Source organism: Mesorhizobium sp. WSM4836, assembly GCF_055811815.1.
In genome coordinates, this window is the sequence record NZ_JBVVQF010000017.1 from 1 (window position 1) to 11,858 (window position 11,858).

Here is an 11,858-nt window from a genome sequence, read left to right on the forward strand (position 1 = left end):
GATGCACAGATCGCAGCGCTTCCGTCAGGTTCGTCCAACCTTCCCGCGGGGGCGGTGCTCGGGGCCACCGAACTGCTGAGCGACGCCCATATCCAGAGGGATTACGAATTCCTCCAGCAGCAGTTGCAGCAGGCCGATCCAGCGCTCGCCGCCCGAACGCGGCTGGTGGATCCCTTGGTCTCCCAGCAACTGCGCCGTCACGACCGGGACGCGCAACATACGGTGCTGTCCATCTATTATCAAAACGACGTCGCAGCCGACTTCGTGTTCCTGCCGGTGAACAGTGGCAATCCTATGGCTACGGCGGAGAATGAGGGACGCAACGAGCATTGGTCGCTGCTGCTCGTAGATCGCCGCGACCCGGAAAGAGCGGTCGCCTATCACTACGACTCCATCCATCAGAGCTATCGACGGGGACACAATGACGCGCCTGCACGAGAGCTCGCAGCAAGACTGGACGCGACCACCGTGGTGACACCCGTCATGGCGCAGCAGAACAACGGTGTTGATTGCGGCGTCTTCGTGGTGGATGGCACGCGCGAGCTGGTTCAGAGATTGGCGAACCAAGAGTGGCCGGAACGGCAGCGGCCGCTGCACCTCGACAACCTCGTCGCCGATCGGCAGGCGCTGCAAAACCGACTGAGGCAGGGCCGCTTGCCGCACGAGCTTGCCGCAATCCCCGCGGAAGCTTTTGGAGCAGCCGGGTCGCAGGTGCAACACGCCGTGTTGCAAGAGCAGCAAGCCCGACAAGTCGCGCCAGCGCCGTTTGACCAGCACTTGAGCAAGTCGCGCGAGGCCCATGACGAGCTGACGCGTACACTTGACAGGAGCAACACCGGGGGCGTCATCATCAGCACTGAACATTACACAGCGCTGTTGCGGCCAGCGGAGAGGCAGAGGGCCCTGAATACGCCGCAAGCCACCGCCATTCAGCAGCCGCTGAGCGAAATCGGCAATTCAGGCGGCCGCGTGCCGATGCAGCCCCCCATGCAGCAGTTGGGTGAATTGCCATTGGAAGGGGTACCTGTTCAAGGGACATGGTCCGAACACATCGGAAGGCTGCATGCGGAGGCAGCGCCCTTCGCAAGGTCTGAGGCACCCCCCGCTGCCATCGAGAACTCCATAAACGTCCCATTCGCCGTCCCCAAAGACTTCTCCCATGGGACTCAACCCGTCCCAGACGCGATGCTCTCTTCCTTGGACCGCCATGACCTCTTGCCGGTTGCGGGCCAGGCCCGGCAAGCGAGCTTTGAGCAGCACGTGGCCGAGCCGCGCCGAGCCGAACCTGTCGCGAGTGGCGCCCGTGCTACCCGCTATCCCCATCTGTCCGACGAACACCGGGACCTTATTGATCGGGCGATCACTCACGCTGCGGTTCAGCAAAAATATAGCGAGAGCACGGTCCGAATATACACGTCTGCACTTCGCCAATTGGCGAATGATCTCGGCGCTCGCGGCCAAGCGACTGATCTAAAAAATCACCAATCCCTGGTCGATCACGTCGATGCTTTCTTTCCGAAAAACGGTGATATAAAGACGGCATTGAACGTCCTGCGTGCGTATCATGAGCCGGGCTATTCGGCGCCTGGCCGGCGGCGAGTGCCGGTGCCCTCAAAGGCAGACGCGCAGGTCTTGGAACAAGTGGCCAGTGACAGCAGCTTGGCCTCAACCTCCCGTGTTGTCTATGGTCGTAGTCTTCGCAGACTTTCTGAAGCGCTGGAGAGTAAGGGCCTGACGATCTCTGGGCTGGATCATGATTCGCGGATCAAATTCGCCGAGACGTTGTTTCCAGGCAGCCGCAATCTCCGCTGGGCGTTGGGACGGGTTCGCGATATGGAGTCTGCGTCAGACAGAAGCGTGACGGACGCTTTCGCGGCGGCCGGCTCTGGGCACGCCGGAGTTGAGGCCGCCGCCCCGCCAGCGTTAGCTGCCAGCCAACACCGGCCCTGGTCGGATGCGCTTGACCGGGGCAACCTCCTGCCACCCGAGCGGTTCATCATCAACAATGAACATTCGACGGCGCTGTTGCGGCCAGCGGAGAGGCAGAGGGCCCTGAATACGCCGCAAGCCGCCGCCATTCAGCCGCCGCTGAGCGAAATCGGCAATTCAGCCGGCCGCGTGCCGATGCAGCCTCCCAGGCAGCAGTTGCCATTGGAAGGGCTATCGGTTCAAGGGACAAGGTCCGAATACATCGGAAGGCTGCATGCGGAGGCCGCGCCCTTCGCAAGGTCTGAGGCACCCCCCGCTACGATCGAGAACTCCATAAACGTCTCATTCACCGTCCCCAAAGGCTTTCCCCATGGGACTCAACACGCCCCAGACGCGATGCTCTCTTTCTTGGACCGCCATGACCTCGTGCCGGATGCGGAAAAGCCGCAATGGAACTACGAGATTAAAGGTCAGGGCTACGCCGCCGAGAGGCCAGAAGGGCGCAACGACTTTTGGCTCGTCGATCGCGGTCCGATGAGTGCATCTGCAGCGGCAGCAGTACCGGCAAGGGCTCCAGGACCCGTCTCGCCAGCGACCGCGAGGCTGTCAGACACCTATCGCGGTGTTCCGTTAGTCGATCTGACCACCTCTTCCGATGCACGGATCGGAACGCTTCCGTCAGGCTCGTCTAACCTCCCCCGGGGGGCGGTTCTCGGGGCCACCGACCTGCTGGACGACGTCCATATCCACAGGGATTACCAGTTGCTGGAGCAGTACCTGCAGGCGGCCCACCCAGCGCTCGCCGCCCGAACAAGGCTGGTGGATCCCTTGGTCTCCCAGCAACTGCGCCGTCACGACGGGGACGTGCAAGGTAGGTTGCTGTCGATCTACCATCAAAACGACGCCCCAGCCGACTTCGTGTTCCTGCCGGTGAACAGTGGCAATCCTATGGCTACGGCGGAGAACGAGGGACGCACTGAGCATTGGTCGCTGCTGCTCGTTGATCGCCGCGACCCGGAAAGAACGGTCGCCTATCACTACGACTCCATCCATCAGAGCTATGGACGGGGATACAACAACGCGCCTGCAATAGAGCTCGCAACAAGACTGGACGCGACCACCCTGGTGACACCCGTCATGGCGCAGCAGAACAACGGTGTTGATTGCGGCGTCTTCGTGGTGGATGGCACGCGCGAGCTGGTTCTTCGATTGGCGAATGAAGAACGGCCAGTCCCGCAGCTGCCGCTGCACCTCGACTACCTCGTCCCCGATCGGCAGGCGCTGCAAAACCGACTGAGGCACGGCCGCTTGCCGCACGAGCTTGCCGCAATCCCCGCCGATGCTTTTGCAGCAGCCGGGTCGCGGGTGCAACACGCCGTCTTGCAAGAGCAGCAAGCCCGACAAGTCGCGCCAGCGCCGTTTGAACGGCACTTGAGCAAGTCGCGCGAGGCGCAGGACGAGCTGACGAGTACACTTGACAGGAGCAACACCGGGGGCGTCATCATCAACACTGAACATTACACAGCGCTGTTGAGACCGGCGAAGAGGCAGAGGACTGATAATCCGCAAAGCCTCGCCATGGGGCGGCAGCCGAGCGAAGCAACCACGACGTCCATCAGCCCCTCCGATCAAGCCCGAGCGGACCTAATGGCTTCCTTCAGAAGCAGAGAGCGCTCCGACGCGGGGCGTTGAGCTCCATGGCTGGGGTGAAGCAGAACAGCTCTTTTGACGACAGAGGCGTTGATGCGCTCTCCGGACCGGTAGCTCTCGCCGTAATTGATCAGGCTGGCTTGTTGGAAGGCGATGTAGGCCTGGAACTCGCCGATGGCGGTCAGGAACTTGCGCATGTTCGGCTAGCCTGTTTCGAGACCTTCCGGGTCGAACTGCAGGTCGGCGATTTCGTCACGGGCACGATAGACGTTAAGATGCCAGAGATGCCATTTGATCCTGCGCACGTTTTCAAGCAGGTCCTGTCCGGCCTGCTCGTCGTGGTTTTCGAGCCCTTGCACGAACTGGCGAAGGACCGTGGTGCGCATGGTGATATGGAACCAGTCGAGGACATGCTCGCTCGCCGGTGCAATCATTTCCGCGATCGAGCGGACCGTCGGTGATGAAGGTAATATCCTAATTGGCCTGGACACCCTGCTTCTTGAGATGGTCGAGAATGCGCCGTTGCAGCTCGCGATCATCGCCGTGGCCGAAACCGATGTAGCGCGGAGCGCCGTCTTCAGGCCGCGAGCGGCCTGCGATCAGCTCGATTTTTCTTCCGGTCGTCACGGTGGCGGATGTACTCGGGAAACTCCAGAATAGCTCCCGGTCAAGCGGCCAAGGTGCCTCCGTAGCTGACATCTACGTCAGCGTTGAAGAAGTACCCTGCACCACGGCATGTTTTGACCAGGCGAGGATTGGCCGCATCAGCCTCCAGCTTTCGGCGCAAGCGCAAGATTAGGACATCGATACTTCGATCATAGACCTCTTCTCCACGCACACGGCTCGCGAGCAAAAGCCGTTCTCTGGATAACACGTTGCGTGGGTTCTCCAGAAACGCGATCAAGAGATTGAACTCACATGCGGTAAGCTTGACCTCGCCACGCTCCTCACAGATCAGTCGCCGCTGCTTGACGCTGAGCTTCCAGGCCCCAAAGCGAAATGAGCGCTGATCTCTGGTTCGCGGAATGCGCTGGCGTAACGCTACTCGAATGCGGGCCAAGAATTCGCGCATCCCGAAAGGCTTGGGAATGAAATCGGTTGCGCCGAGCTCCAGTGCAACCACTTTTTCCGCCTCATCAAGCCGGTCGCCGCTGATCACTATGATGGGAACATCCGATTTTGTCGCCAGATTGCGGACGATCGCAAGTCCATCCTCCCGGCCTAGGTTAAGATCAACAACCACCAGATCGACTGGCTCATGTGAAAGAACATGGTCAAACTGCTTGCTATCGTGGACTGCAGTTACCTTCAAGGCATGCATGGTGAGATACTCGGCGATGAGGCGCCGCATTGCGGCATCATCATCGATGACAAGAACATGTTTCAACGGCTCACCTTCAATCTCGAATCGCCCTATCTAAGCTGTTGCCGAGCAACCCTAGGAACCGATGTAGAACAGCTCCACCTTGGTCCCACTCGCCGCTGCGGGCGGCCAGTAACGAGGGCCTTGCTCGTCCAGAATTGGTAGAAAGCTGGCGCCTTATCGATCGCGAATTTGGCCGCATGCATTTAGCCGTGTCACCAGACAGGTTCAAGCGCCGACATGACCTGCCGTGAGGTCTTTCGCTTTTTCGCATCGAGCTTCCCGTTTTGTCAGTTTGGTGCAGGCCTGCTCATACCACTCCTTCGACGGCATGGATGCCGAGTTGCCTGCCATGTCCTGAATCTTCGTCACGTTATCTGGCGCTTGCGGACCTGAATCATCTCGACATCCTCCTGCTCGCGGGTCGGGCTCGGACGTGGTTGAGCAGCGGCGTTTGATTGATCCCCTGAGAGGCGGTCGGCGGAAGAACGAATGTGATTCGCCATTGATGGTTTGTGCCAAATAGTACGTCTCCTGCAAAGTCGGGTTCTTCCGAGGTGGCCAAGCGTCAATCCTGTTTCGGGCGACGGCTGGTCCGGTGACGGTTACCGTCCGACCCTACATTCTCATCTTATTCAAGACCTCCGCTTGGAGCCTATCACGTCACCGGGAAGACCACAAAAGTCGACAGCGCCAAATCGAACCTCGTGATCATCCTTGGCGATAGCCCAGTCGGATTCCGTTAATGGCGTGCGGTTTTCTGCCGATGGGACTGTACAGGCTTCTTCACCTAGCGCGGCGAAAAGCTGGACCAGGCTTTCAACACAATGCGCTGCGTGCTGGTCGCTACGCCTTCCCAGTTGACCCTCGCGCCCACGGGTTTGCGCCTTGGAGCCAGCACTTCGCGGGTGAGCTCGCGGTGTTGAATCAGTGACTTGAGTGTGTATGGCCGCGCATGGCTGTCTGTTCAACCAATGGCAGCATGCCGCATATGCGGCGGCTTGGCGCCTCCGTCGGTTTCTCCCGTTCGATCGACCCACGATGATCCGCAGCCAGAACGAACCCCCCAACCGTCTCGTTGTGTGCTTTGGCTTTGGCCCTGAGAGAAGATGCTATCCCTATTTGTCATGACGCCGAAGTCGCGGCTTACGATCTAGGAGCAACGGACGGCCCGGGGCGAGCAATCCCGCTCAGGAGTGATCGTACCAAGATGCTCCGGATTTGTCGGTGACTGATCGGGCCGGCGCCACGCCACGGCATGAGCAAGGTGCTTTCACGCACGCCCATGCCAACAAATGTCCTTTGCTACAGTTGAAACCGAAAAGCTGAACTTGAACATCACGCAGTAACAAACCTCCCCGATAAGCGCGTGCCGGAAAGGCCAAAATCGTCCGGCGGCTTAGAGAGGTAGGTGATAGGGAATGTTTATTGCAGCTTGGCCCCTGGCCCTCGTCCTGTTGACCTCCATGTCAGTCCCGGGCGAGCCTGCGCCACTTTCCCCCGGTGAGTTCGACAGCCTATCGCGCAAATGCGCTCCCTGGGTTGCGCCGTCCACGCTCGCCGCGATTGCCAAAATTGAAAGTGGCTTTGATACGCTCGTGGCTCACGACAATACCACAGGTGAGCAGCTTCGCTGGATAGATCACCTGGAAGCCACGCGGGGCGTCAAGAACCGCCTCGAAGCACAACATTCTGTGGACGTTGGATTGATGCAGATAAACAGCAAGAACTTTCCTATGCTCAATCTCACGCCGGAAAAGGCCTTCGAGCCCTGCGCCTCGCTTTCGGCTGCCGCCCACTTACTTGAAAGCCGGTATGCCGGCGGCACGACTGCTGTGGCGCAGCAACTGGCGCTTCGCCGTGCCATCTCGGCCTATAACACCGGCGACGTCTCGCGCGGCTTCGCCAACGGTTATGTGCGCAAGGTCGAGTCGGCCGCGAAGGATATCTCAAGGCTCCTTGAGCGGAGGCTGGAGCCGACTGCTCGAGACGTGCGACATCTTGAGGCACCCGGTCGGAAAGCCGTGCCGCCTCTGCTCGAACAAAGCGAGCAGACCAATGAAAAGCAGCCCACACAAGATTCGTGGGACATCTGGGGCTCGTATCAGCCGAACCGCTCGGGGGCAGACCCCTCCGGTCCCCAGGCTGCGGAAGAGCGGGAACCCTCGAACGCGAACAAACTCGTATTCGATTGAATCATGGAGATAAAATGATAAAGCCACTCAAAATACTTCGTGCGCTTAAAACGCGTGTTCCTTCGCCTTTTTCCATGCTGCGCATCGCGGCTGAATATGTACCGGCCGCTGCTGCAGGCGCGGCGTGGACGGTCTTCTCCAGCGGGCCAGCCGCGGCTCAGGTGACCGGAGGGGCGGATCCTGCCAAGATGGTCCAGAATATCTGCACCTTCATACTTGGCCCCTTCGGACAATCACTGGCTGTGCTCGGACTCGTGGCCATCGGTATCTCTTGGATGTTCGGTCGTGCTTCACTTGGCTTGGTTGCGGGTGTCGTTGGAGGGATCGTCATCATGTTCGGCGCCAGCTTCCTGGGCAAGGCGCTCATAGGCGGTGGCTGATGAGCGACCGGCTGGAAGTGAGCACCCTCTATGTGGCGGCAACACGCCCCGCACTGTTTCTGGGGGTGCCGCTGACGCTGGCCGGATTGCTCATGATGTTGGCTGGGCTCGTCATCATTATCCTTCAGAATCCACTCTACGAAATCGTGCTCGCGCCACTCTGGTTCGGAGCACGGCTGGTTGTTGAGCGTGACTATAACGCCGCAAGCGTCGCGCTCCTCTATTTGCAGACGGCCGGCAGAAGCGTGGACGGGCCGGTCTGGGGTGGCGCGAGCGTCAGCGCCAATCCGATCAGAGTGCCCAAACGCGGAAGAGGAATGGTGTAATGTTTGGCGCCAGTGGCCGGACCGAGAGATCTGGTGAGATCTATCTTCCGTATGTCGGTCATCTAAGCGATCAGGTTGTCCTTCTGGAAGACGGATCGATCATGGCCATGGCACACGTGAACGGGCTGCCGTTTGATTTGGAAGACGCTGAGATGCGCAATTCGCGCTGCCGCGCGTTCAACACTCTCTTGCGCAACATCGCCGATGACAATGTCTCGATATACGCTCATCTCGTGCGAAACAGCGATGTGCCGGAGCCGGCACCGCGTCAGTTTCAAAGTGCATTCGCTGGCAGTCTGAGCGAGGTCTACGAGAGCCGTGTGCTGTCGGGCAAGCTCTTTCGCAACGATCACTTCCTCACTGTCGTCGTGTTCCCCCGCACCGCAATCGGCAAGATCGGCTGGCGCATTGCCAAATCCCCCAGGCGGAATGACAATGATCTGGCCACACAAATGCGAAGCCTGGAGGACCTCTGGCAGATCATTGCTGGGTCACTCGGCGGTTACGGTCTGCGCCGGTTGGGTATTCGTGAGAAAGGCGACGTGCTCTTCACGGAAATCGGTGAGGCGCTTCGGCTGATAATGACTTGCCGGTTTCTTCCGGTTCCGATGGTTACCGGCTCACTCGGCGCCTCGATCTACACTGACCAGGTCATCTGCGGGAAGCGGGCGCTTGAGATTCGAAGACCCGGAGGTAGCTCCGTGGGATCATTATTTTCGTTCCGTGAATATCCGGCGACGACGCGGCCGGGCATGCTAAATCCCTTGCTGTCCGCCAACTTCCCGCTTGTCCTCAGCCAGAGCTTTTCCTTCCTCACTCGGCCACAAGCTCATGCGAAGCTTAGCCTTAAGTCCAGCCAGATGACGAGCGCCGGCGACAAGGCTCTCACCCAGATCAGTGAACTTGCCGAAGCAGAGGACGCACTGGCAAGCAACGAGTTCGTCATGGGTTCGCATCATTTGAGCCTGTGCGTCTATGCCGACAGCCTCAATACCCTTGCAGATCGCGCAGCAAATGCGCGCGCAAGGCTGGCCGACGCGGGCGCCGTCATCGTCCAAGAGGGTATCGGCATGGAGGCCGCGTACTGGTCCCAACTTCCGGGGAACAACAGGTGGCGCACACGCCCCGGGGCGATCACCTCGTACAATTTTGCCGGGCTTGTCTCATTTGAGAACTTCCCAAGCGGTTCCACTTCCGGCCACTGGGGCAAAGCTGTTGCGCGCTTTCGCACAAACGGGGGAACTTCTTTCGACTACATCCCCCATGAGAATGACGTCGGCATGACGGCGATATTCGGGCCCGTCGGCAAAGGCAAGACGACGCTGATGACCTTTATCCTCGCGATGCTTGAGCAAAGCCTGGTCGATCGTAATGGTGCGATCGTCTTTTTCGATAAAGACCGGGGTGGTGAACTCCTAGTGCGAGCCACGGGAGGGACATATCTTGCGTTGCGCAGAGGCGCTCCGAGCGGCTTGGCCCCTCTGCGGGGATTGGACAACACCTCCGCCTCGCTGGACTTTCTGCGCGAATGGTTGATGGCCCTAATCGAGAGTGACGGCCGTGGTCCGATCTCGCCGGAGGAAAGCCGTCGATTGGAACGTGGCATTGTTCGTCAACTTTCGTTCGAACCGGTCATGCGCTCACTTGCGGGCCTACGCGAATTCCTGCTGCACAGCCCCTCCGAGGGCGCAGGAGCACGGCTGCAGCGGTGGTGTAGAGGGAATGCGCTTGGATGGGCCTTTGACGGCGATGTCGACGAAGTAAGGCTGGATGCCTCCATTACGGGCTTCGACATGACACAGCTCCTGGAATTTGAGGAGGTCTGTGCGCCGGCCGCCGCATATCTTCTGCATCGCGTGGGTGCTGTTGTCGATGGCCGTCGATTCGTCATGAGCTGCGACGAATTTCGTTTCTATCTGCTCAACCCCCAGTTCTCGGCTGTTATCGACAAGTTCTTGCTCACCGTCCGCAAAAACAACGGAATGTTGATACTCGCAACGCAGCAGCCTGAACACGTGCTTGAATCGCCCCTCGGAGCTAGTCTCGTTGCACAATGTATGACGAAGATCTTCTACCCTTCACCGACGGCGGACCGGGCTGCGTATATCGATGGCTTGAAGTGCACCACGCAGGAGTTCGAGGCAATCCGCCAGGGAATGGCAATTGGCAGCCGCAAGTTTTTGCTCAAGCGCGACAGCGGGAGTGTTGTTTGCGAATTCGATCTCGGGCAGATGCGCGAGTATGTAGCCGTACTCTCAGGGCGGGCCAACACCGTGCGCTTTGCCGACCAGCTTCGTGACCAGCACGGAGATGCCCCAGGTGGGTGGCTCGACAAGTTCATGGCCCGTTACCATGAAGTTCAAGACTGACGGAGAAATATTCATGAGATTTGCCAAACTTGCAGCGACGACGCTTGCTGCTTCCTTTCTGCTTAGCACACAGGCGCGGTCGCAATTTGTCGTCAGCGACCCGGTAACAGAATCACAAGTGACCATAACAGCGCTTTCCAATGCGGCGATCCTTGAGAGGTCAATCGCGACGCTCGCTACCACGATCGAAATGGTGGATATGCTAAAGTCGTCATTCGGTGTCACGACACTGCTGGGCGCACTGAACCAAGGAAATCACTACCCGTCCAGCAATAAGCTCGAGGGGCAGATGTTTGATGCTCGGGCGCCAGTTTCGACTATGGCGCGTCACATTACGGAGGACTCAAACCGGATAATCACCGGCACCGATTCAGAAGCGAAACTGTTACAGGGACAAAGCGCTGGTGCCGCCAATGCCGCAGCTCTTGCAGCCGACACTCTGGCCGTAATGGACAAGCGCCTCAAGGCCAACGACAACACGCTTGGCCAGCTTTCCAGCTCGAGAAATATTGTGCAGGCCACCGTGACCAACGGTCTGGTCCTCAAGCAGATTCACGATGCGATGATCCAAAATGTCCAGGCCACGAGTCTGCTGACGATGGCCACTGCACAAGGCAGCCTTCACGCCGTGGAGGAGGCCGCCACGCAGCGTCGCGAACGCCAGGAAACCGCCAAGATGTTCCTCCCGTAAACCACGCAGAGTCTCATCCGGCTCAGCTGAGCTGATCAGGGACAAATCAGGCTCACGCCATGCCTTTCAAAATTCACGCGCCATTCACGGCTATACACACGATCTTTCACGGGGCCTTTAAGTCCGGTCTGCACAAAGTGCTTGAAAACATCCAAGAGGCGGTCAGTGCGCCTCTGGTTGCCTGTGTCACGCTTTGGATAATAATCCAAGGCTGCCTGGTCATGCGTGGTCAAGTCGATGCGCGCGGTGGTATATCGCGCGTAATCATGGTCTCGATTGTCGTTGCCCTCATCTTAGGGCAGGCCAACTACCAGCAGTACATTGAAGTGCTCTTCGACGACACGATTCCGAGGTTTGCTCACCACGTCAGTGGCAGCGACTTGCCCTTCATCGAAATCCCCCAGAAGCTCGATATCATGTTTGCTTTAACTCAGTATGTCCTTCAGGTGATTGCTTCCGAAATTGGGCCTATGAATGGACAGGACATACTTGCTTTTGAGGGAGCGCAATGGATTTTCTACGGCGCGCTGTGGACAGCGTTCGAGATCTACGATGCCGTTGGAATTCTGACGAAGGTGCTCTTGACGATCGGCCCCCTGGTCCTTGTAGGCTACCTTTTTGATCACACTCGAGACATAGCCACCAGATGGATCGGCCAACTGCTCTCGTACGGGCTGCTTCTTCTCCTCCTCAACATCGTTGCAACGATAGTTATCACTGCCGAAGCAGCCTCGCTGGTAGTCATGCTTGGGGTGATCAAATTCTCGGGCACGACAGCAGCCAAGATCATCGGGCTTTACGAGCTCGACATGCTTTTCCTGGCTGGCGACGCTCTGATCGTCGCGCTTCCGATGATCGCCAGCAGCATCGCCGGCGGCTCTTTGGCAGGTGCGAACCGAGCGCCTAACAGCCTCAGTCGCCACTTTGCCAAAACGGCGGGTGGTTAATCAATTAG

At 58.8% G+C, this 11,858-nt stretch carries 8 protein-coding genes and 1 pseudogene; 7 read left to right on the forward strand and 2 right to left on the reverse strand.

From position 1 onward, the window contains the following. Positions 1-54: 54 nt before the first annotated feature. A complete protein-coding gene (locus AC0L2P_RS19790; protein ID WP_473503205.1) occupies positions 55-3,621 on the forward strand; it encodes a Ulp1 family isopeptidase in 3,567 nt (1,188 codons plus the stop codon). Positions 3,622-3,644: 23 nt separating this feature from the next. Here the strand turns inward: AC0L2P_RS19790 and AC0L2P_RS19795 are convergent. Together AC0L2P_RS19795 and virG are read right to left on the reverse strand one after the other, a co-directional pair. Further along, positions 3,645-4,219: pseudogene (locus tag AC0L2P_RS19795) on the reverse strand (ISKra4 family transposase); the annotation flags it as partial. Between the two features lie 27 nt (positions 4,220-4,246). Continuing rightward, positions 4,247-4,966: a two-component system response regulator VirG gene (virG, locus tag AC0L2P_RS19800; protein WP_473503207.1), complete on the reverse strand. Its 720-nt coding sequence runs from the start codon at positions 4,964-4,966 to the stop codon at positions 4,247-4,249. A 1,397-nt stretch (positions 4,967-6,363) separates the two neighbouring features. Between virG and AC0L2P_RS19805 the strand changes: the two genes are divergently transcribed. The 6 genes from AC0L2P_RS19805 (at position 6,364) to AC0L2P_RS19830 (ending at position 11,850) form a co-directional block, all read left to right on the forward strand. Next, the gene (locus tag AC0L2P_RS19805) at positions 6,364-7,137 is read left to right on the forward strand and encodes a type IV secretion system lytic transglycosylase VirB1 (protein ID WP_473503209.1); all 774 of its coding nucleotides are present in this window, start codon (positions 6,364-6,366) and stop codon (positions 7,135-7,137) included. A 74-nt stretch (positions 7,138-7,211) separates the two neighbouring features. Further along, positions 7,212-7,517, forward strand: a complete 306-nt coding sequence (gene virB2 / locus AC0L2P_RS19810; RefSeq protein ID WP_473503402.1) for a pilin major subunit VirB2 — start codon at positions 7,212-7,214, stop codon at positions 7,515-7,517. Continuing rightward, positions 7,517-7,843 (forward strand): type IV secretion system protein VirB3, encoded by a 327-nt coding sequence (locus AC0L2P_RS19815; protein WP_473503211.1) that lies wholly within the window; start codon positions 7,517-7,519, stop codon positions 7,841-7,843. Before virB2 ends, AC0L2P_RS19815 begins: the two co-directional genes overlap by 1 nt. Further along, a complete protein-coding gene (gene virB4 / locus AC0L2P_RS19820; RefSeq protein WP_473503213.1) occupies positions 7,843-10,212 on the forward strand; it encodes a type IV secretion/conjugal transfer ATPase VirB4 in 2,370 nt (789 codons plus the stop codon). Before AC0L2P_RS19815 ends, virB4 begins: the two co-directional genes overlap by 1 nt. A gap of 13 nt (positions 10,213-10,225) precedes the next feature. Further along, positions 10,226-10,903: a TrbJ/VirB5 family protein gene (locus AC0L2P_RS19825; protein WP_473503404.1), complete on the forward strand. Its 678-nt coding sequence runs from the start codon at positions 10,226-10,228 to the stop codon at positions 10,901-10,903. Between the two features lie 59 nt (positions 10,904-10,962). Then, a complete protein-coding gene (locus AC0L2P_RS19830; protein ID WP_473503215.1) occupies positions 10,963-11,850 on the forward strand; it encodes a type IV secretion system protein in 888 nt (295 codons plus the stop codon). Positions 11,851-11,858: the final 8 nt, after the last annotated feature.